15 protein-coding genes are annotated in these 21,400 nt (G+C 72.3%); all 15 read left to right on the top strand.

Going from position 1 to position 21,400, the window contains the following annotated elements:
• Positions 1-272 precede the first annotated feature (272 nt).
• The 15 genes from ACWAT2_RS12440 (at position 273) to ACWAT2_RS12370 (ending at position 21,356) form a co-directional block, all read left to right on the top strand.
• A complete protein-coding gene (locus ACWAT2_RS12440) occupies positions 273-860 on the top strand; it encodes a hypothetical protein (RefSeq protein WP_402375921.1) in 588 nt (195 codons plus the stop codon).
• A 63-nt stretch (positions 861-923) separates the two neighbouring features.
• Positions 924-1,733 carry a GNAT family N-acetyltransferase gene (locus ACWAT2_RS12435; protein ID WP_402375922.1) on the top strand — a complete coding sequence of 270 codons (810 nt, stop codon included), beginning with the start codon at positions 924-926 and terminating at the stop codon, positions 1,731-1,733.
• Complete coding sequence (locus tag ACWAT2_RS12430; RefSeq protein WP_402375924.1) at positions 1,730-1,945, top strand: hypothetical protein; 216 nt, start codon at positions 1,730-1,732, stop codon at positions 1,943-1,945. The genes ACWAT2_RS12435 and ACWAT2_RS12430 overlap by 4 nt, the downstream gene beginning before the upstream one ends.
• Positions 1,946-2,257: 312 nt before the next feature.
• Positions 2,258-4,087, top strand: coding sequence for an ABC transporter substrate-binding protein (locus ACWAT2_RS12425; protein WP_402375926.1), 1,830 nt, complete (start codon positions 2,258-2,260; stop codon positions 4,085-4,087).
• 88 nt (positions 4,088-4,175) lie between these two features.
• A complete protein-coding gene (locus ACWAT2_RS12420; protein WP_402375928.1) occupies positions 4,176-5,696 on the top strand; it encodes an ABC transporter permease in 1,521 nt (506 codons plus the stop codon).
• Positions 5,697-5,741: 45 nt separating this feature from the next.
• Complete coding sequence (locus tag ACWAT2_RS12415; RefSeq protein WP_402375930.1) at positions 5,742-6,650, top strand: ABC transporter permease; 909 nt, start codon at positions 5,742-5,744, stop codon at positions 6,648-6,650.
• Entirely contained in the window at positions 6,650-8,389 is a 1,740-nt protein-coding gene (locus ACWAT2_RS12410; protein WP_402375931.1) for an ABC transporter ATP-binding protein, read from the top strand. The genes ACWAT2_RS12415 and ACWAT2_RS12410 overlap by 1 nt, the downstream gene beginning before the upstream one ends.
• Complete coding sequence (locus tag ACWAT2_RS12405; RefSeq protein WP_402375933.1) at positions 8,390-11,248, top strand: FtsX-like permease family protein; 2,859 nt, start codon at positions 8,390-8,392, stop codon at positions 11,246-11,248. It begins immediately after the preceding gene.
• On the top strand, positions 11,245-14,007 hold the full coding sequence (locus tag ACWAT2_RS12400; RefSeq protein WP_402375934.1) for an FtsX-like permease family protein: 2,763 nt from the start codon (positions 11,245-11,247) through the stop codon (positions 14,005-14,007). The genes ACWAT2_RS12405 and ACWAT2_RS12400 overlap by 4 nt, the downstream gene beginning before the upstream one ends.
• Before the next feature lie 27 nt (positions 14,008-14,034).
• Positions 14,035-14,913 (top strand): ABC transporter ATP-binding protein, encoded by an 879-nt coding sequence (locus ACWAT2_RS12395; protein WP_402375936.1) that lies wholly within the window; start codon positions 14,035-14,037, stop codon positions 14,911-14,913.
• Positions 14,910-15,599: an ABC transporter ATP-binding protein gene (locus tag ACWAT2_RS12390; protein ID WP_402375938.1), complete on the top strand. Its 690-nt coding sequence runs from the start codon at positions 14,910-14,912 to the stop codon at positions 15,597-15,599. Before ACWAT2_RS12395 ends, ACWAT2_RS12390 begins: the two co-directional genes overlap by 4 nt.
• A 250-nt stretch (positions 15,600-15,849) precedes the next feature.
• A complete protein-coding gene (locus ACWAT2_RS12385) occupies positions 15,850-17,472 on the top strand; it encodes a peptide ABC transporter substrate-binding protein (protein ID WP_402375940.1) in 1,623 nt (540 codons plus the stop codon).
• 230 nt (positions 17,473-17,702) lie between these two features.
• On the top strand, positions 17,703-18,629 hold the full coding sequence (locus ACWAT2_RS12380; protein ID WP_402375942.1) for an ABC transporter permease: 927 nt from the start codon (positions 17,703-17,705) through the stop codon (positions 18,627-18,629).
• The gene (locus ACWAT2_RS12375) at positions 18,622-19,602 is read left to right on the top strand and encodes an ABC transporter permease (RefSeq protein ID WP_402375944.1); all 981 of its coding nucleotides are present in this window, start codon (positions 18,622-18,624) and stop codon (positions 19,600-19,602) included. The genes ACWAT2_RS12380 and ACWAT2_RS12375 overlap by 8 nt, the downstream gene beginning before the upstream one ends.
• Positions 19,599-21,356 carry a dipeptide ABC transporter ATP-binding protein gene (locus ACWAT2_RS12370; RefSeq protein WP_402375946.1) on the top strand — a complete coding sequence of 586 codons (1,758 nt, stop codon included), beginning with the start codon at positions 19,599-19,601 and terminating at the stop codon, positions 21,354-21,356. The genes ACWAT2_RS12375 and ACWAT2_RS12370 overlap by 4 nt, the downstream gene beginning before the upstream one ends.
• The last annotated feature ends 44 nt before the right edge of the window (positions 21,357-21,400 follow it).

The following is a 21,400-nucleotide window of genomic DNA, read 5'->3' as shown; positions in this document are numbered from 1 at the left end:
GTGTCCACGATGTCATGAGACCGACTGTCCATGATGTCCTGAGACAGAACCGTCAACGATGTCCTGCGACTTCACATTCAGACCCCGACTACACCCTCAGATCGGATGAGCCGCAAATGCCTCCGGCCGATAGCAGATGGTCCCTGTCGGTGGAGAATGACAGATATCGCTGATCACGATCGCGTCGCCTCGCGGACCCGGCCGGTACCGCACCCGCCACGCTGGGGGAGCCCGCCGTTGCCCCTGGTCGCGCCCCGTGCCACGGTGGCAGCGTGAGTCTCGGACGCGGCGAGGTGCGGCGCTTCTGGGCCGAGCTCGTCGGGCCGGAGGCGACGCCCGTCGACCACGCCCTGACCGTCGCCACGACGGTGGCCGGTGCGGTGGTGGCACCGCTCGTCGCCCGGCGGGCCGGTGCCGGCCGGGCAGGTGCCGTCGCGGCCTGCCTGCTCGCCGTCGACCTCAGCGGTGGTGCCTACGTCAACAACACCCGGGCGTGCGCACGCTGGTACGAGCGTCCGGGCCAGGGCGAGGCGGACCACCTGACGTTCGCCGCGCTGCACGTGCACCCGGCCGTCGTCGCCTGGATCGACCGGGGGATCGGCCGCCGGGTCCCCGGCGTCACCTGGGCCGCGGCCCACTACGCCTACCTCATGGGGTCGACGGCGGTCATCCGGCGCTTCCCGGCCCGTCGGCGGCCGCTGGGCGTGGCCCTCACGGTCGGAGGTCTCGCGCTCGACGCCGCGCTCGGCCCGTCCGCCCGGGCCCCGTGGTTCGCGTGGACCTACTACCCGAAGCTGCTGCTCGGGCACGCGGCGGCGGCCCTGTGGTCGGACGAGGACCTCAGGGCTCCGCTCTCGTAGGCGGATCCGACGACCCGCGGAAATGCGTTGCTCTCACCGCGACCGGGTGGCAACGTCACGGGCATGACCGGTCTCGCTCCGCTGCTCGCCGCCTATGACGACCAGCTCCGCACGGACGCCGAGACCCCGTCGGCGTCGCGAGTGGACCGTCTCGGCCCGCTGCGGCTCGTCACGTTCCCCGGTGGCCGCGGGTTCGTGACCTACCCGGATCTCGGTGGCGCCGACGCGGCGGGCGTGCGCGAGCTCGTCGCGTCCGCGGTGGAGCACTACCGCGGTGACGAGGAGATCGTCCGGGTCGAGTGGAAGACGCGTGGACACGACCACGCACCCGGGCTGCACGAGGCGCTGACCGGTGCCGGGTTCGTCCCGGACGGGACCGAGTCGATCATGGTCGGCCGGACCGAGGAGCTCGCGGCCGTCGACGTCGTGCCGCCCGACGGCGTGACGCTGCGCAGGATCGACGCCGAGGCGGACGTCCGCGCGATGCAGGCGATGGCGGACGAGGTGTTCGGGGACCCGCCGTCGGCCGGGAACGCCGACGCGATCCTGCGCAGGCAGGCGGTCGACCCTGCCATGGAGATCTGGATCGCGGAGGCGGGCGACGAGATCGTGAGCGCGGGGCGGCTCGAGCCCGTCGCCGGCACCGAGTTCGCGGGAGTCTGGGGCGGTTCGACGCGCCCGGGGTGGCGTGGACGCGGCATCTACCGGGCCCTGACCGCTGCCCGCGCCCGGTCGGCGCTCGCGGCGGGCAAGCCGCTGATGCACAGCGACTCGACCGAGCACTCCCGGCCGATCCTGGAGCGGGCGGGCATGGTGAAGGTGTCCACGACGACGCCGTACCGCTGGCGGCGCCACGCAGAGGCGGACCGATGAGCCTGCAGGACGACCCGTTCGACTACCGGGTCACGAAGGACGGCCGGGTCCTCGTCAGCAGGGGCGGCCGGCTGGTGGTCGTGGTTTCCGGGGCGAAGGCGGCCCGGCTGGTCTCGCTCCTGGGCCGGGACGACGCCCAGGACCAGGAGCTCCTCGCGCGGGCCACCGGGAACTACCGCCGCGGCAACGAGAAGCGAGGCCATCGCCCCTGATGGTGCGGGAATTCGGGGTCGATTCCCTTTCCTGCCCCTTCCATAACACCGCCATACTGGTGTTGATGTGATGGAACAGGGTCACCTTGTTTCGCTTGTGTTCCGGTGCGACCGGCGAAATCGTGCGTTGTGCTTCTAGGCAGTCTCAGATCCATAACGATCAACTCGGAAAGTGTCGAGAGGGTGAATAGCATCACTCTCTGCTGGGTACGGTGTGGCGAACACCACGGACCCTCCGAGGGTGAGGCCGGACACAGCGCGTCGCGCGCCGGTCGAGCACGACGGGGGTCCTTCCCCTGAGGAGGAAACCCAGTGAAGATCAGGCGAGCAAGCGCAGCCGTCGCGGCCGTCGCCGCGGGCGCCCTGCTGTTCTCGGCATGCTCCAGCCCGGCAGCCGACGACGAGCCCCAGACCGAGGACACCGCTGCGGAGTCGATGGAGACCGAGCAGATCAGCGATCCGTGCAAGGTCGACACCGGCACCACGGAGACCGCGGAGGGTGAGGTCAAGTACTCCGTCGGCGAGGACGAGTTCCTCGGTTACAACACCCTCACGCCGGAGACGTACTCCACGTACAACAGCGCCGTGACCGAGCGCATCCAGGGTCTCTTCTGGTACTTCGGCGTCGACGGCACGATCTGCCACGACGAGAACTTCGGCACCTACGAGGCCATCTCCGAGGACCCGCTGCAGGTCCGGTACACGATCGCGGACGACGCGGTGTGGTCCGACGGTACGCCCATCACCTACGCCGACTTCCTGCTCGACTGGGCCACTCAGGCGATCACCGCCGACGGCGCCGTCACCGAGGACGCGAGCGAGGAGGCGCTGTTCAACAGCATCAGCGGCCTGACCCTCGGAGACTACGTGCCGGACGGTCCGCAGGCCGACGCCGCGGACGCCAAGACGTTCCAGTACGACTACGAGCGCGTCTACGCCGACTGGGAGATCCTGGTCAGCACCCCGCTCCCGGCGCACGTGGTCGCCGAGCAGATCGGCATCACCACCGAGGAGCTCGTCACCGCGATCCAGGAGGTCGACATGGACGTCCTCGAGGACGCCGTCGAGTTCTGGAACACGGGCTGGCTCTCCGAGACGCCGGGCGAGCTGCCCGACCCGGCGCTGGTCCCCTCCTCCGGCCCCTACATGTTCAAGGAGGACGGTTGGGTCGCCGGTCAGTCCATCACCCTGACGGCCAACGAGAACTACTGGGGCCCGCCGGCCGCGACCCAGGACGTCACGTTCCGGTTCGCCGCGGCGGACACCCACGTCCAGGCCCTGCAGAACGGTGACCTCGACGTCATCGAGCCGCAGGCCACCGTGGACACGGTGGACCAGCTCGAGCAGCTCGGTTCGCAGGTCACCGTCACCACCGGCCAGACGCTGACCTGGGAGCACCTCGACTTCAACTTCAACAACGGCATCTTCTCCGAAAGCCTGGACGCCCGCGAGGCGTTCGCCTACTGCGTGCCGCGCCAGAAGATCGTCGACGACCTGATCAAGCCGATCGACGACACCGCCGTGGTCATGAACGCCCGCGAGGTGTTCCCGTTCCAGACGGAGAAGTACGACGAGATCGTGGCCGAGTCGTACGACGGCCGCTACGACGAGGTCGACCTGGAGACGGCCAAGGAGAAGTTCGCGGCCGCCGGTCTCGAGGAGGGCACCGAGGTCCGCATCGGCTACTCCGCGCCCAACCCGCGCCGCGCCGACGAGATCGCCTCGATCAAGGCGTCGTGCGACCAGGTGGGCTTCGACATCGTCGACACCGGCTCGCCGGAGTTCTTCGACAAGGACCTGCCCAACGGTGACTACGAGGTCGCGCTGTTCGCCTGGGCCGGCTCGGGCCAGAAGGCCTCCGGTCAGAACATCTACGCGACCGGCCAGCCGCAGAACTACGGCGGCTACTCGGACGAGGTCGTCGACGAGGCGTGGGAGACCCTCGCCTCGACCGCCGACGAGGCGGTGCACGTCGAGCAGACCAAGGTGATCGAGAAGCAGCTCTGGGACACGCTGTTCGGCATCCCGCTGTTCGCTCACCCGGGTGTCGGTGCGTACAGCTCCGACCTCGAGAACGTGCGTGACACGGCCGCGCAGTCGGGCATCGTGTGGAACGCGGAGCAGTGGGCTCGCGCGTCCTGACGTCCTGACCGCCTGAGAGGCACGCGCGTGCGGGGACAGGGGAGCTCCCCTGTCCCCGCACGCCTGCCCGATCGTGAAGGGGCACCTCGTGCTCAAGTTCATCCTCCGCCGCCTGGGCATCTCCGCCCTCGTCCTGCTGGCGGCGTCGTTCCTCATGTTCGTCCTCACCGTGAACTCCGGTGACCCGCTCAAGGACCTGCGCGAGAGCAACGCGGACAACAAGCAGCAGCTCATCGACGCGCGCGTCGATCACATGGGGCTCGACGACCCGGACGTGGTCCGCTACGTGGACTGGCTCGCCGGCGTCGGCCAGTGCTTCGCGGGCACCTGCGACCTCGGCACCACCGTCACCGGCGCCAACGTCCTCGACCTGACCGCGCAAGCCGCGACCTCGACGCTCCGGCTGGTCACGGCGGCCACCCTTCTCGCCATCGTCGTCGGGATCGCCGTCGGGATCATCTCCGCCATCCGCCAGTACTCCGGGTTCGACTACTCGGTGACGTTCCTCGCCTTCCTCTTCTTCTCGCTGCCGGTGTTCTGGGCGGCGGTCCTCCTGAAGGAGTACGGCGCGATCCGGTTCAACGACTGGATAGCCGGTGGCGACATGAAACCGCTGATGATCTTCGGCACAGCGGCCGTCGCCGGAGTGGTCGTCGGAGCGGTGCTCGGCGGCTCCTGGCGACGCATCCTGAGCACCGGTGCGGTGACCTTCGCGTTCGTCGCTCTCGTGCTGTGGGTGCTGAACGCCCTTGACTGGTTCCGCAACCCGTTCTTCGGCCTCGGCATGGTGCTGCTGACGTCGCTCGGTGCCGCCGTCCTGGTGACCGCCATCGTCGCCGGGCTCGGCAACCGCCGCGTGCTGTACGCGGCGCTGACCACCGCCGTCGTTGGCGCCCTCAGCTACCTCGCCTTCGCCGGGATCCTGCTCGAACCGTCGTCGTGGTGGGTCCTCATCGGGCTGTTCCTGCTCGCCGTGGTCGTCTCGATCGGCATCGGCGCCGCCTGGGGCGGCTACGCACGCAAGCAGGCGATGCTGATCTCCGGTATCACCGGTGCCATCACCTCGCTGGTCATCGTGTTCGACATCCTCGTGGCCAGCTGGGCGAGCTTCCTGCAGCTCAAGTCGCGGCCGATCTCGACGATCGGCTCGGAGACGCCGAACTTCTCGGGCGACTTCTGGGAGTCGGTGCTGGACACCGGCATGCAGCTCGTGCTGCCCACCGTGGTCCTGACCCTCATCTCGGTCGCGTCGTACTCCCGTTACACCCGCTCGTCCATGCTCGAGGTGATGAACCAGGACTACGTGCGCACCGCGCGGTCCAAGGGACTCTCCGAGCGGGCGGTCGTCACCAAGCACGCCTTCCGCAACGCGCTGATCCCCATCACGACGATCGTGGCGTTCGACTTCGCCGGGCTCATCGGCGGCGCGGTGATCACCGAGAGCGTGTTCGGCTGGAAGGGCATGGGGGCCATGTTCCGTGAGGGTCTCGACCGCGTCGACCCCGCCCCGGTGATGGCGTTCTTCCTGGTGACCGGTACCGCGGCGATCCTGATGAACATGCTCGCCGACATCGCCTACGCCTACCTCGACCCACGGATCCGGCGGTGAGACCCATGACCGGAACCCGTACGCCTCACACCCGCGGAGCGAGCCATGACTGACCTCCAGACACCTCCGGCGCAGGAGAAGTCCTACAGCCAGGGCCAGCTCGTCCGGATGCGGTTCTTCCGCCACCGGGGCGCGATCGTCGCCATGGTCGTGCTGGCCGTCATCGTCCTCGTCGCCTTCACGTCCATCGGGATCGGCCCGATCCCGGGGTGGTGGGACAAGGTCCCCGAGGCTCCGTACGAGAAGATCGGCACGGGCGCCCCCACGTGGGAGCACCCGTTCGGCCAGGACACCATCGGCAAGGACTACTTCGCCCTGGTGATGCTCGGCACCCAGAAGTCGCTCATCATCGCGTTCGGCGTCGGCGTCATCTCCACGCTCATCGGCACGGTGGTCGGCGCCGTGGCCGGCTACTTCCGCGGCTGGCTCGAGTCGCTGCTCATGCGCCTGACCGACCTGCTCCTGGTCATCCCGCTGCTGGTGCTCGCCGCCGTCCTCGGCAAGATGGCGAGCGCCTGGGGGATCTGGGGGCTGACCATCGTGCTCGGCATCGTGCTGTGGACGTCCCTGGCCCGGCTGGTGCGCGGGGAGATGCTCTCGCTGCGGGAGCGCGACTTCGTCGTCGCGGCCACGGCCGTCGGCACCGGCAGCGGCCGCATCATCTTCAAGCACATCCTGCCCAACGCCATCGGCACCATCATCGTCTCGGCGACGCTGACCATCTCCTCCGCGATCCTGCTCGAGACGTCGCTGAGCTACCTCGGCTACGGCGTGCAGGCACCCGACACCTCGCTGGGCCTGCTCATCTCCGACTACCAGACGGCGTTCACCACGCGCCCGTGGCTGTTCTGGTGGCCGGGTCTGATGATCCTCGCCATCGCCCTGACCGTGAACTTCATCGGCGACGGCCTGCGCGACGCCTTCGACCCCCGCCAGAACAGGACCAAGGCCTGATGACCACCCTCGACATCACCTCGTCGTCCGACGCCACCTCCACCGGCGCCGCCGTCCTGTCGTTCACCGACCTCGAGGTCACGTTCGGCACGGAGTTCGGTGACGTCCACGCCGTCAAGGGAGTCTCGCTCGAGGTCCGTCCCGGCGAGGTCGTCGCGCTCGTGGGCGAGTCCGGTTCCGGGAAGTCCGTCACGTCCACGACGGCGCTGGGGCTGCTCCCGGCCAACGCCCGGGTCTCCGGCACGGTCCGGGTCGGCGACAAGGTCGTCGGCGAGCTGGACCAGGCGGGCCTGCGCACGATGCGCGGCAACGACATCGCCATGGTGTTCCAGGAGCCGATGACGGCGCTCAACCCGGTGCTGACCATCGGCGACCAGCTCACCGAGGCGCTCCAGCTCCACGGGATCGCCTACGGCAAGCAGGCGATGGCCCGTGCGGCGGACCTGCTGCGGATGGTGGGCATCCCGGAACCGGAGCGACGGCTCAAGCAGTACCCGCACGAGCTCTCGGGCGGGCAGCGCCAGCGCGTCGTCATCGCGATGGCGATCTCCTGCGACCCCAAGGTCATCGTCGCCGACGAGCCGACCACGGCCCTCGACGTCACGGTGCAGGCGGACATCCTCGACCTGCTGCGATCGCTGAAGGACAAGCTGGACACCGGCATCCTGCTGATCACCCACAACATGGGCGTGGTGGCGGACATGGCCGACCGCGTCGCGGTGATGCTCCGGGGCGACCTCGTGGAGACGGGCACCGCCGAGCAGGTCCTGACGAACCCGCAGCACCAGTACACGAAGAAGCTCCTCGGTGCGGTGCCCCACCTGGGGGAGGGCGTCGGCCAGGCCGAGGTCGCCGCGGGGCAGGCGAGCGAGCCCGGTCGTGTGAAGCCGGCGCTGGCCCTCGACAACCTGGTCATCGAGTACCACCGTCTGGGCAAGCCGGCGTTCCGCGCCGTCGACGACGTCTCGTTCACCGTCGGTCCGGGCGAGATCGTCGGTCTGGTCGGCGAGTCGGGCTCGGGCAAGTCCACCATCGGCAAGTGCGCGCTGGGGCTCATCCCGGCGGTCTCGGGCGGTGTGCGGATCCTCGGCGAGGACTACGCCGCGCTCGGCAAGAAGCAGCTCAAGGCGCTGCGCCGCCGGATCGGCGTCGTGTTCCAGGACCCGGCCGCCTCGATCAACCCCCGGTTCCCGGTGGGCGAGGCGATCGCGGAGCCGCTCGCCGTGCACCAGGTGGGTGACGCCGCGTCCCGTCACGACCGGGTGCTCGAGCTGTTGGACGCCGTCGAGCTGCCGCGCTCGTTCTACAACCGCTACCCGCATGAGCTCTCCGGCGGGCAGCGTCAGCGCGTCTCCATCGCGCGGGCGCTCACCCTGGAGCCGGAGCTCCTGGTCGCGGACGAGCCGACGTCGGCGCTCGACGTCTCGGTGCAGGCCTCGGTGCTGGACCTGTTCACGTCGTTGCAGCAGCAGTTCGGGTTCGCCTGCCTGTTCGTGAGCCACGACCTGGCGGTCATCGACCTGCTGGCCCACAAGGTCGTCGTGCTGCAGGGCGGGCGCATCGTGGAGCAGGGGGACCGGGACGCGGTGCTGCGCAACCCGCGCGAGGACTACACGAGGCGGCTGCTGGCGGCTGCTCCGGTGCCGGACCCTGCCGAGCAGAAGCAGCGGCGCGAGGACCGCCACCGGCTCCTCGCCGAGCTCGGCGACGAGATCGTCGAGCTGCGCCTCGGCGGCTGAATGGGCTATCTGCGGCGTCGGGCCAGGGCTCACCGCGGCCTGCTGAGCCTCGTCGCCCTGCTCGTCGCCGTCGTGGCGGCGACGAGCGGGGTGATGCTCGGTGCGGTGGTCGCCTCGACCACGGACGCGGCCCGCACGGCCCTGGCCGAGCCAGAGCCGGCGAGCCTGACCGTGACCACGCGCGTCGCGCCGGACGCCGCCGCGCAGGACGTGCGCTTCCGGGAGCTGGTCGACGAGGTCTTCGACGGCGCGCCGCTCGACGTGGTCCGGTCCGAGACCCCGGACGGCACCGACACCCCGTTCGCCACGTGGCTGGTCACGCCGGACCTCGAGGCGTTCACGTCGGGCGACGCCGCCGGCCTCACCGCCGGTGGTGACGGACTGCGGACCGCCCTGCGGGAGGCCGACGGCGTGGCCGTGCGCGGCGTCGTCGTCGAGGGCGACCTCGGCGAACGGGCCGCGGTGGTGCACACCGCCCAGCGGGACGCGGGCGCGGTCGCCGCGGTGCCCGTGGTCCTGCTCGCGCTGACCGCGGTGGTGGCGCTGACACAGGTCGCGCGGCTCCTCGCGGCGACCCGCGAGACCGAGGCCGAGATCCTCGTGGCCCGTGGCGCGGCGCCGCGGCAGCTCACGGCGGCGGGCCTCCTCGAGGCCGCCGTCGTCGGTGTGCTCGCGTCGGGCGCCGGCACGGCGCTCGCGGTGGGCGTGCTCGCCGTCCGTGGCGCGGCACCGACGGCGAGCGTCGCGTGGACGGGCGCCCTGACGGCGGTGGGTTCCGTCGTCGTCCTGACCGCCGTCGTCGCGCTGCAGGCGCGCGCCGTCGCCCGTCGCGAGGTCACCGACCGGTCGGGGCGCCTGCGGCAGGTCGCCGCGCTCGGCACCGTGGTCGCCGCCGTCGCGCTCGGTGCGGCCGGGTTGCTGCGCCTGCGATCCCTCGGCTCGCCGCTCGTCGTCGTGCCCGACGGCGCCCGCACCGACCCGCTCGCGGCCGCGGCCCCGGCGCTGGTCCTGGCGGCCCTGGGCGTGGTCGTCCTCGCGCTGCTCGGTCCGGGCGCGCGCCTGTGGTCGGCCCTGGCCGCGCGGGGGCGGGGCACGACGGCGGTGCTCGCCGCCCGGCAGGTGGCGCGGCGCCTGCGGGTGGTCGTCGTGGGCGTGGTGCTGCTGGTGCTCGCCTCGGGTTCGGCCGTGCTGGCGGGCGCCTACGCGGGGACGTCGGAGCAGGCGCGCGCCGACGCGATCGCGCAGCGGGTCGGGACCGACGTGCGGGTGACCGTGCCGGCGCCCGGTCGGCTGAGTGTCGAGCGGCCACCGCCACGCGCCGACGAGCTGGCGGCCCTCGGCGGCGTGGCCGCCGCGGCGCCGGCGCTCGTCGCCGACGCGACCGTCCAGGGTGCGACCGTCGGACTCACGGCCCTGGCGGCCGACCGGGTGTCGGCCGTGGTGCGCACCCCCGACGCCGCCCCGCTGTCCGCGATGCTGCGCGGCGACGCCCCGTTCGCCACGGCCCCGTCGGTGCCGGACGACGCGACGGGCCTGGTCCTGGCGCTGGACGCGTCCGTGACGAGCGACGTCGACCTGCAGGCGCCTCAGGAGCTGCCCGCCGACGTCCTCGAGGAGCTGGAGGAGGCGGCGGCCACGGAGACCATCGAGGTCGAGGTGTCGGCCTGGCTGGCCGCGGCCGACGGGACCCTCACGGTCGTCGAGGCGGGCACCACCGAGCTGCCCGAGGGGTCGAGCACGGCGAGCCTGACGGCGGACCTCCCGGCAGGCGCGCCGCCCGGTGCTCGCCTGGTGGCGCTCGACATCGGGTTCGACGGCGTGCCCTGGCCGCGCGAGACGGCCCTCGCCGTGTCGGTCGCGGCGACGGTGCCGGACGGTGGCTCGTCCGCCGAGGTGCCGCTCGAGGTGTCGGCCGCCGCCTGGGCCCCGGCGGACATCGGGTCGGTCCGGTTCGACACGCCGGCCGACGGCACGCTCGGGATCGACGCGGTGCTGGACTCGAACCACGCCTCGCGGCTGCGCCTCGTCGCCACGGACCCTGCTACCCCCGCCGCCACGGCGGTCCCCGCGGTGGTCAGCGAGGCGGCCGCCCAGCGGTGGGACCTCGCGGTGGGTGACACCGTCGAGGCCACGACGGCGGGGTCCACGGTCCCGCTGCGGGTGGTCGGTGTGACGCCGGCGGTGCCGGGCCAGCCGCACCCCGAGGCAGCCCTGGTGGACCTCGCTACGCTCGACGCCTCGCTCCTGCGCACCGCCGCGCAGCTCCCGCGGCCCGCCGAGGTCTGGCTGGCCGCGTCGGACCCTGACGACGCAGGTGCGGTGGAACGGCTCGCGACCACGGCCGGGTCCGTGGCGGCGGCGTCGGCCCCGGAGCCGCAGGACGTGGAGGTCGTCACGGCAGGCGGCGGTGGCGTGGACGCCGCCGCTCCGGTGCGCCTCGCCTTCACGCTCGCCGCGGCAGGAGCGGCGGCGCTCGCCGTCGTCGGGCTGGCGGTCGTGGCGGTCGCCGGTCTGTCGGGCCGGCGGGACGAGGTCGTCGTGCTGCGCGCCGCGGGCCTGGGGCCACGCTCCCAGGCGGCCGGGCGCGCGCTCGAGGCGGCGGTGGTCGGCGTCGTCGCCCTGGGCGCCGGGATCCTGGCGGGGTGGTCCGTCGCCGCCGCGACGGTCCCCGGCCTGGTGGGAGCCACGCTCGGCAGCCTCGCCGTCGGCACCGCGCAGCCCGCGCTCGTCGTGGACGCGGGCACGGTGGTGGCCCTGACCGGCACCGCAGCCCTGGGGACGGCCGCCGTCGCCGCCGTCGTCGCGGTACGGGTCGCGGCGCAGGCGCGAGACACGACCTACCGCCCGGAGGTGCGATGAGCTTCCTGCTGCTGGTCCGCCGCCACCTGCGCACGGCTGCCGGACCGACCGTCGCGCTCGCCGTCGTCGCGCTGCTCGCCGCCGCGGTGACGTCGGCCGTGCCGCGCGCCGTCGCGAGCCTGCACGCGGAGCAGCTCGCGCACGCCACGGCCCAGGCCTCGGCGATCGCCCGGGACGTCATCGCCACGAGCCCCGGCGTCCCGGGGTACGGCGAGGGCTACGTGGCCTACGACGGTCCGGTCCTGGGCGGGGCGGGGGCCGCGCCGGTCGAACCTCCCCAGCCGGACCTGGCCGGCTACCGCGATGGTCTGCGGGACCTGGCCGCCGGCCAGCCGCAGCCGCTGGCGGGCGTCCTGGGCGAGCCGGACCTCATCACCTCCGGCGAGCGGGTCGACGTCGAGCGGGTCGAGGGCAACGACGTTGCCTCGCCGTGGATCATCCTGCGCGCGGGTCCCACGGCGCGCGACCAGGTGGAGCTCGTCGAGGGCAGGTGGCCCGAGCCGACCCCCGTGGTGTCCGACCGGCACGCGCTGCTGCCCGGTCCCGACGGCGTGGTGGACGTCGATCCCGTGCCGGTCGAGGTGGTGATGTCCACGGCGAGCGCCGCCGAGCTCGGCTGGACCCTCGGCTCCGTGCACCCGACCGGCGACCCGCTGCTGCCGCCCGCCGAGCTCGTCGGCATCTGGGAGCCTCGGGACGCGGGCTCCGACTACTGGGTGCACGGCCCGCTCGCGGTGACGCCGGAGGTCGTCATCGACCCGAACATCGGCAAGATCGCCACGGCCGCCGTCTTCGCCGACCCGGGCACGCTGGGCGCCTGGGTCGCCAGCCCGACCACCCGGATCTGGTACCCGGTCGACACCGGCGCGGTCACGTCGGCGCAGGCCCTCACGCTCCTGGCCCAGCTCCGGGGCTTCACCGCCACGACGTCGACGCCGGTGGCGGGGGACGCCGTCGTGCTGGAACCGGACTCCGGGCTGGTCGACGTGCTCCAGCGGGTGCTGGGCCAGCGCCAGGGGGTGGACGCGATCGTCGCGGTGCTCGCCGTCGGCCCGCTCGGCGCCCTGGTGGCGGTGCTGGTGCTGGCGGCCCGGCTCGTCCTCGAGCGCCGCCGTGGCGCGTTGGCGCTGGTGCGGGCGCGTGGGGCGTCGAGCCTCTGGGTACGGGGGGTGGTGGCCGCCGAGGGCCTCGTCGCCGGCCTGCCCGCGGCCGTCGCGGGGGCGGCGCTCGGGCTGGCTGCCGTGCCGGGCGCGGTCACGCCGGGCCAGGTGCTCGCGGTGCTCGCCTGCGGGCTGGCCCCGGCGGTCGCGCTGGGTGCCGTCGCGTCCTCGCGCGGGCTGCGCGACCAGCGGGCGGACCTCGACGCGGTGCCCGCCCGACGGCGGCGCGGCCGGTTGCTCGCGGAGGGCGCCGTCGCGCTCGCGGCGGGCCTGACCACGTGGCTGGCGCTCGACCGGGGTGTCGTCACCGGCGCGGCCGGCACCGGGCCCGCCGTCGACCCGCTGATCGTCGCCGCACCGCTGCTGGTCAGCCTGACGGCGGCGCTGGTCGTGGTGCGGCTGGTGCCGCCCGCCGTGCGGGGGATCGAGCAGGTGCTGGCCCGCCGGGCCGACCTGGTGCCGTTCCTCGGTGCCGCCCGCGTGCGGCGCGACGCCGCCGGAGGGCTGGTGCCGGCCCTGGCCCTCGTGCTCGCGGTGGGTGTCGCCGCCTCCTCGACGGTGCTGGCCACCACGGTGCGCGACGGCGTCACCCGCCAGGCGTGGGGCACGGTCGGCGCCGACGTGCGGGTGGCCGGCCCGCTCATGGACGACGAGACGGTCTCGGCGCTCGCCGGCGTCACCGGGGTGGCGGCGGTCGCGCCGGTGCTCGACCTGGGCCGGGTCCAGGTCGGGACCGCGAGCGGGACGGCATCGGTCACCGTGTACGCGACCGATGCCGCGGCCCTCGCGGCCGTGCAGGCCGACGTGCCGGGCGCGCCGACCCGGTCGGCGGAGCTCGTGCAGCCGGCCGGCGACGCGCTGCCGGCGATCGTGGCCGGCGACCTCGCGGAAGGTCCGTCGCGGTGGCCGGGCGGGGCGGAGATCGAGGTGCTCGAGCAGGTCGACCGGCTCCCGGGCTTCCCTCCGGCGACCGCCGCGCTGCTCGTCGACGCCGTGGCCGTCGAGCGGCTCGACGTCGACCCGGGCTTCTCCCGCCTCGCTCTGCTGGGCCTCGACGACGGCGCCACGGCAGCCGACCGGGCCCGTGCGGAGCAGGAGATCTCGGCGGTCGAGCCGAACGCCGTCGTCGACGACCCGACGGACGGCGAGCAGGAGCTGCTCGCCTCGCCGTCGGCGGCAGGCCTGCAGGTCGCCTTCGTGCTCGCGGTGGCCCTGTCGGTCCTGCTGAGCGCCGCGGTCGTGCTGCTCGCCCTGGTGCTGGCGGCACCGGCACGGCGGCGCCTGCTGGCCGTGCTGCGCACGCTCGGGCTGCCCCGCGGGGCCGAACGGGGGATCGTGGCGTGGGAGACGGCGCCGTGGACGGCGGCCGGCCTGCTCGCCGGGGGAGCGCTGGGCTGGGCCGTGCCCGCGCTCGTGCTCGCCGTCGTCGACCTCACCCCGCTGACCGGCGGCGACAGCGCTCCGGCGCTCGCCGCCGACCCGCTCTGGCTCGGGGCGCTCGGCCTCGGGCTGCTCCTCGTCGTGGCGGCCGGGACCGCCGTCGCGGGGACGCTGGGGCGCCGGCACGACGTCGAACACCTGCGGGCCGGGACGGACTGAGGCGATGGAACCGGGAGGGACGGACGCATGAGCGAGATCCTGTGCAGCGGGCTGGTGCGCATCTTCGCCACCGACGGCGTGGAGGTGCAGGCCCTGCAAGGGCTGGACCTGCGCCTCGAGGCGGGAGAGCTGGTCGCCGTGGTGGGGGCCTCGGGCTCAGGGAAGTCCACGCTGCTGGGCATCCTGTCCGGGCTGGACACCCCGACCGGGGGATCGGCCGTCGTGGCGGGTACGGACCTGCTGACCATGTCGAGGCGGGAGCGGGTGCGCTACCAGCGCCACGCCGTCGGGTTCGTCTGGCAGCAGACGTCCCGCAACCTGCTGCCGTACCTGACGGCCGCGCAGAACGTGCGGCTCGTGCTGGACCTGGCCCGGTCGCCGCGGGGCGAGCGGGACGAGCGGGTGGCCGAGCTGCTCGACCTGCTGGGGGTGGCCGACCTCGCCGACCGGCTCCCGGCCGAGATGTCCGGCGGCCAGCAGCAGCGCGTGGCCATCGCGGTGGCGGTCGCCAACCGCCCCCGGGTGCTGCTCGCCGACGAGCCGACCGGTGAGCTGGACGAGGCCACGAGCGTGGAGGTGCTGGAGGCGCTGCGCGCCGTCAACGCGGCCACCGGGGTGACCACGCTCATCGTCACCCACGACCCCACCGTCTCCGAGCACGTGGCCCGCACCGTGCAGATCCGCGACGGCCGCACCGCCACCGAGGTGCTGCGCCGCACGGAGACCGACGACGAGGGCGTGGAGCGGCACGTCGCGCAGGAGTTCGCGGTGCTCGACCGGGTGGGGCGCCTGCAGCTGCCGACGGACTTCGTCGCGGCGCTGGACCTGCGCGACCGGGTGCGGCTCGCCCTGGAGCCGGACCACGTCCAGGTCCGGCCGGACGCTTCCGAGGAGGGGGACCGATGACGGCGGTACCGGGCACGACGACGGCGCTCGCGGCGACGGAGGTGACGCGCACCTTCGGCAGCGGGCCGGCCGCCGTGCACGCGCTGCGCGGGGTGAGCCTCACGGTGGGGCCGGGTGAGCTGCTGGTGGTCCGCGGCCCCTCCGGGTCGGGCAAGACGACGCTGCTGAACGTGCTCGGCGGGCTGGACGCGCCGTCGTCGGGCCAGGTGTGGCTGGGCACGCGCGAGCTGACGGCGATGCGTCCGGACGAGGTGCTCGCCGTGCGCCGGGACGAAATCGGCTACGTGTTCCAGGCGTTCGGGCTGCTGCCGGTGCTGTCCGCGGCGGAGAACGTGGAGGTACCGTTGCGGCTGCGGCGCACACCCCCGGCCGAGCGGGCGCGCCGGGTGGCCGAGGTCCTGGACCGGGTCGGCCTGTCGGAGCACGCCGCCCAGCGGCCCTACGAGCTCTCGGGCGGGCAGCAGCAACGGGTCGGGATCGCCCGGGCCCTGGTGGCGGCTCCGCGCGTGCTGCTCGCCGACGAGCCGACCGGTCAGCTCGACTCCGCCACGGCGCTGCGGGTGATGGACCTGCTGCGCGAGCTGGTGCACACCCAGCGGGTGGCGGCCGTGGTGACCACCCACGACCCGGAGCTGGTGGCGCGGGCCGACCGTGTGGTGGACCTGCACGACGGTCGGCTGATGTGACGTGCGTCCCGGTCGCGAACCGGACGAATGTCGCATCCGGCGCCTCGGAAAGCGCTTGCGCAGGCCCCCGGGTTTCGTCAGCGTTCCAATCGGGTCACGATCGAGGCACCCTGTCGCCGACGAGTGACCCGGGACACGATCGAGGGGTTAGGCTCCTTCCCGCATCGTGCCGTGAGCGCCCATCCGCGCCAGGGCACCACCGCGCCCGGACATCCATGCCGGGAGCGTGCACACCTACTCAGGAGGACACGTGACACCTCGACGACGTCTAGCAGGCATCGGCGCCTTCACCCTGGCCTCGGCGCTGCTGCTCTCTGCGTGCGGAGACTCGGGCTCCGACGAAGGCGACTCGACCGCGGAGGGCGACGGCGCCAGCACCGGCATCGTCTCCGTCAACAGCGGTGAGCCCCAGAACCCCCTGACCCCCGGCATGACCAACGAGGTCTACGGCGGTCTCGTGGTGAAGAACATCTACTCCGGTCTGGTCTACTACGACGCCGACGGCGCCGCGCAGAACGAGATCGCCGAGTCGATCGAGACCGAGGACAACAAGTCCTGGACGATCACGATCCAGGACGGCTGGACCTTCTCCGACGGCACGCCGGTCACGGCCGCCAGCTTCGTGGACGCGTGGAAGTTCATCGCGAACCTGGACAACGCCCAGAACCAGCAGTACTTCTTCAACGGCTTCGCCGGCTTCTCGGACTCGGAGGCCTCCGACATCGAGGTCGAGGCCGTCGACGAGACCACGTTCACCGCGGAGCTCGCCGAGCCGTCGGCCGACTTCCCCCTCTGGTTGGGCTACACGGCGTTCTTCCCGATGCCCGAGGCCTTCTTCGAGGACCCGGACTCGTTCGGCGAGACGCCGATCGGCGCCGGCCCCTACGAGCTGGAGAGCTGGGAGCACGACAGCCTCATCACGCTCATCCCGCGTGAGGGCTACGAGGGTCCGCGCCAGCCCGCCAACGGCGGCATCGAGATGGTGGCGTACACCGAGGAGGACACGGCGTACAACGACATGCTCGACGGCAACCTCGACGTGCTGCCGAACGTGCCGTCGTCGGCGTTCGCGACCTTCGAGGAGCAGCTCGGCGAGCGGGCGGTCAACCAGCCGGCCGCGCTCATCCAGGTCGTCAACGTGCCCGAGTGGCTCCCCGAGTTCCAGGGTGAGGCCGGCGTGATGCGCCGCCAGGCGATCTCGATGGCGATCGACCGCGACACCATCACCGAGACGCTCTACAACGGCTCGCGCACCCCGGCGACCGACTTCACCTCGCCGGTCATCGACGGCTACTCGGAGGAGATCCCCGGCTCGGAGGTGCTCGAGTACGACCCCGCGGGCGCCAAGGAGCTGTGGGACGAGGCCGAGAGCATGGAGTCCGTCGGCGACGACTACACGCTGAAGATCGCCTCCAACGCTGACTCCGACCACCAGGACTGGGTCGACGCGGTGTGCAACACCATCCGCCAGGACCTGGAGATCGGCTGCGAGTTCGCGCCGTACACCACGTTCGACGAGTTCCTCAACGCCCGCGACTCGGGCGAGGTCGAGGGCCTCTTCCGCGGTGGCTGGCAGGCCGACTGGCCGTCGATGAGCAACTTCCTGGGCCCGATCTACGGCTCGGGAGCCGGCTCGAACGACGCGCAGTACTCCTCCGAGGAGTTCGACGCCAAGCTGGCCGAGGCCGGCGCGGCCCCGGACACCGAGACGGCGACCGAGCTCTACAAGGAGGCCCAGGAGATCCTGTTCCAGGACCTGCCGGGCATCCCGCTGTGGTACCAGAACGCGACCGGTGGCTACGCCGACACGGTCGAGAACGTTCAGTTCGGCTGGGACAGCGACCCGATCCTGTACCAGATCACCAAGGAGTGACCCGCTGACCGGACGCCGTCCTCGCACCTGCGGGGGCGGCGTCCTGTCGCGAGAGTTTCCGAGTGGTCGGCGTCGTCCGGTACGGTCTGACGTCGACCACTCGACGTGCGGGGCCACGGACCGTCCACCGACGCCCTCCGCCCCTCCCGCCGTTCGCGGCTGCGACGCCGCGACGAGACAGAACCCGTAACCTGGGGTGAACCTCCAGGTACACGAGGAGACAACTTCGCATGCTCTGGTATCTCGGACGCAGGCTCCTGCAGGTGATCCCTGTGTTCCTGGGGGCCACCCTCCTGCTGTACGCCATGGTCTTCCTGCGACCCGGCGACCCGGTGGCCGCGCTCGGTGGTGAACGCGGTCTGCCCGAGGCGGTGCAGGAGCAGATCCGCGCCGAGTACAACCTCGACAAGCCCTTCGTCATCCAGTACCTGCTGTTCCTGCGCGGCGTGGTGACGCTCGACTTCGGTGTCGACTTCCGGGGCCGCGAGATCACCGACGTGATCGCCAACGCCTTCCCGGTGACGATCCAGCTCGCCCTCATGGCGCTGGCCTTCGAGGCGATCTTCGGCATCGGCTTCGGGCTCGTCGCCGGCATGCGCAAGGGCGGGATCTTCGACGGCAGCGCCCTGGTGGTGAGCCTCATCTTCATCGCGGTGCCGACGTTCGTGGTCGGTTTCGTCATGCAGATCGTCGTCGGCGTCCGGCTCGGCTGGCTGCCCGTCAGCGCCGGACGAGATCCCGACTTCATCAGTCTGCTGATGCCTGCGATGGTGCTCGCCGCGGTCTCCTTCGCCTACGTGCTGCGGCTCACCCGCACCTCCGTGGCGGAGAACATGTCGGCCGACTACGTCCGCACGGCCCGCGCGCGCGGCCTGCGCCGCTCCGAGGTGACCGGTCGCCACGTGCTGCGCAACTCGCTGATCCCCGTGGTGACGTTCCTCGGTGCCGACATCGGCGCCCTGATGTCCGGCGCGATCATCACCGAGGGCATCTTCAACATCAACGGCGTGGGCGGCACCCTCTACGACGCGATCATCCGCGGCGAGAGCGTGACCGTCGTGTCGCTGACCACCGTGCTGGTGCTGGTCTACATCGCGGCGAACCTGCTCGTGGACCTGCTGTACGCCGCCCTCGACCCGAGGATCCGTTATGCCTGACAACCGCTACGAGAACCCGGGCGGGTCGGTGACGCCGACCCCGCGGCCCGGGCAGGAACGCTACGTCGCACCGATCGACGAGGGCGGTCTCGGCGCCGTCGACGCGGTGAAGGCCGACGACGCGCCGACCAGCCTCTGGCGGGACGCCTGGCACCAGATGCGTGGCCGCTGGCTGTTCTGGATCTCGGCCGCGATCATCGTGCTCGTGGTGCTCGTCGCCGCGTTCCCCGGGCTGTTCACGTCGCTGAACCCGCGTGCCTGCAACCTGGCCGACGCGCTGGGCGGTCCGCAGGCCGGCCACCCCTTCGGGTTCGACCGGCAGGGCTGCGACATCTACACGCGCACCATCTTCGGGGCGCGGGCGTCCGTCGTCGTCGGCGTGCTCGCCACGACGATGGTCGTGGTCCTCGGTACCGCGATCGGCGCGGTCGCCGGGTACTACGGCAAGTGGTTCGACACGATCCTGAGCCGCATCACGGACATCTTCTTCGCCATCCCGCTGGTGCTCGCAGCCATCGTCATCATGTCGGTGACGACCAACCGCACGTCCTTCACCGTGGCGTTCGTCCTCGCGCTGTTCGGGTGGACGCAGATCGCCCGGATCACCCGCGGCACCGTGCTGTCGGTGAAGAACAACGAGTTCGTCACCGCTGCCCGGTCCCTCGGCATGGGCCGCGGACAGATCCTGTGGAAGCACGTGCTGCCGAACTCCGCGGCGCCGATCATCGTCTACGCGACGGTCGCGCTCGGTCAGTTCATCGTCGCCGAGGCGACGCTGAGCTTCCTCGGCATCGGCCTGCCGCCGTCCACGGTCTCCTGGGGTGGTGACATCTCCGCCGCGCAGGGTGCGATCCGTACCGCGCCGGAGATCCTCCTCTACCCGGCCGGCGGCCTCGCCCTGACGGTGCTCGGCTTCATGATGATGGGCGACGTCGTGCGCGACGCCCTCGACCCGAAGGCTCGCAAGCGATGACGACCCAGTTCCCCGTGACGAACGAGGGCGCCGACGGCACCGCCGGTCCCGCGCCCTTCGACCCCAGCAAGCCGCTGCTCGAGATCCGCGACCTGGAGATCTCCTTCACCACCGGTGCCGGCGAGGTGAAGGCCGTCCGCGGGGCGGACCTCACCGTCTACCCCGGGCAGAGCGTGGCCATCGTCGGCGAGTCCGGCTCCGGCAAGTCGACCACGGCGGCCGCCATCATCGACCTGCTCCCGGGCACCGGCAAGGTCACCGGGGGCTCCATCCGGTTCGAGGGCCGCGACCTGGTCACGGCCTCCCGGGCCGAGAAGGAGGCGCTGCGCGGACGCGCGATCGGCCTGGTTCCCCAGGACCCGATGTCCAACCTCAACCCGGTGTGGCGTATCGGCACCCAGGTCGAGGAGGCTCTCAAGGCCAACGGGTTCAAGGGGTCGAAGACCGCGCTGCGCGCGCGGGTCGCCGAGGTGCTCGCCGAGGCCGGCCTGCCCGACGCCGCGCGCCGCGCCCGGCAGTACCCGCACGAGTTCTCCGGCGGGATGCGGCAGCGGGCGCTGATCGGCATCGGCCTCGCCTCGCGGCCGCAGCTGCTCATCGCCGACGAGCCGACGTCGGCCCTCGACGTGACCGTGCAGCGCCAGATCCTCGACCACCTCGAGGGCATGACGCGAGACCTCGGGACGGCGCTGCTGTTCATCACGCACGACCTGGGGCTGGCCGCCGAGCGTGCCGAGCACCTGCTGGTCATGTTCAAGGGCAAGGTGGTCGAGTCCGGCCCCGCCCAGGCGATCCTCGCCGACCCGCAGCACCCGTACACGCAGCGGCTGGTCGCCTCCGCCCCGTCCCTGGCCTCGCGCCGCATCCAGACCGCGCACGTGCACGGCGAGGAGTCCGCGGAGCTGCTCGCCCACCACACGGACGAGCCGCCCGCCGTGGCGGGACCAGCCACCGTGGTCGAGGCCAAGAACCTCACCAAGGTGTTCCAGATCCGTGGACCGCGACCCGGCTCGTCGACCGACTTCACGGCCGTCGACGACGTCTCGTTCACGCTCGGTCGCGGGCGCACGCTCGCCATCGTGGGCGAGTCGGGCTCGGGGAAGTCCACGGCGGCCAACATGGTCCTCGGTCTGCTCGAACCGACGTCCGGGGCCGTGGAGTTCGACGGCGTGGACGTCGCCTCGCTGGGCACGAAGGAGGCGTTCGCCTTCCGCCGCCGCGTGCAGCCGGTGTTCCAGAACCCCTACGGCTCGCTCGACCCGATGTTCTCGATCTTCCGGTCCATCGAGGAGCCGCTCAAGCTGCACGGCGTCGGCTCGGCGAAGGAGCGCGAGGCCCGGGTGCGGGAGCTGCTGGACATGGTCTCGTTGCCGCAGTCGGCCATGCGGCGGTTCCCGAACGAGCTGTCGGGTGGCCAGCGGCAGCGCATCGCGATCGCGCGGGCCCTGGCGCTGAAGCCCGAGGTGGTGGTGCTCGACGAGGCCGTCTCGGCGCTCGACGTGCTCGTCCAGGCCCAGATCCTCGAGCTGCTGGGCGACCTGCAGACCGATCTCGGTCTGAGCTACCTGTTCATCACCCACGACCTCGCGGTGGTGCGCCAGATCGCCGACGACGTGGTGGTCATGCAGTCCGGGAAGGTCGTCGAGCAGGCCTCGACGGACGAGGTCTTCGACACGCCCCGCGAGCAGTACACGCGCGACCTGCTCGCAGCGATCCCCGGCGCACGCCTGGAGGGCGACGCCTTGGCCGGCTGACCGCTCTGTCGCCTCGCGCCGGCCGTCGGCGGGACCCCCCGGGG

The organism is Isoptericola sp. GX10416 (assembly GCF_056590155.1).
This window is presented reverse-complemented; position numbering and strand designations above follow the sequence as displayed.

Bases quoted from the DNA above. Each gene is read 5' to 3' on its own strand.
- ACWAT2_RS12405 (WP_402375933.1), top strand. From the start codon at position 8,390: ATGGGCTATCTGCGGCGTCGGGCCAGGGCTCACCGCGGCCTGCTGAGC.
- ACWAT2_RS12375 (WP_402375944.1), top strand. From the start codon at position 18,622: ATGCCTGACAACCGCTACGAGAACCCGGGCGGGTCGGTGACGCCGACC.
- ACWAT2_RS12390 (WP_402375938.1), top strand. From the start codon at position 14,910: ATGACGGCGGTACCGGGCACGACGACGGCGCTCGCGGCGACGGAGGTG.
- ACWAT2_RS12370 (WP_402375946.1), top strand. From the start codon at position 19,599: ATGACGACCCAGTTCCCCGTGACGAACGAGGGCGCCGACGGCACCGCC.
- ACWAT2_RS12395 (WP_402375936.1), top strand. From the start codon at position 14,035: ATGAGCGAGATCCTGTGCAGCGGGCTGGTGCGCATCTTCGCCACCGAC.
- ACWAT2_RS12435 (WP_402375922.1), top strand. From the start codon at position 924: ATGACCGGTCTCGCTCCGCTGCTCGCCGCCTATGACGACCAGCTCCGC.
- ACWAT2_RS12400 (WP_402375934.1), top strand. From the start codon at position 11,245: ATGAGCTTCCTGCTGCTGGTCCGCCGCCACCTGCGCACGGCTGCCGGA.
- ACWAT2_RS12430 (WP_402375924.1), top strand. From the start codon at position 1,730: ATGAGCCTGCAGGACGACCCGTTCGACTACCGGGTCACGAAGGACGGC.
- ACWAT2_RS12415 (WP_402375930.1), top strand. From the start codon at position 5,742: ATGACTGACCTCCAGACACCTCCGGCGCAGGAGAAGTCCTACAGCCAG.
- ACWAT2_RS12380 (WP_402375942.1), top strand. From the start codon at position 17,703: ATGCTCTGGTATCTCGGACGCAGGCTCCTGCAGGTGATCCCTGTGTTC.
- ACWAT2_RS12410 (WP_402375931.1), top strand. From the start codon at position 6,650: ATGACCACCCTCGACATCACCTCGTCGTCCGACGCCACCTCCACCGGC.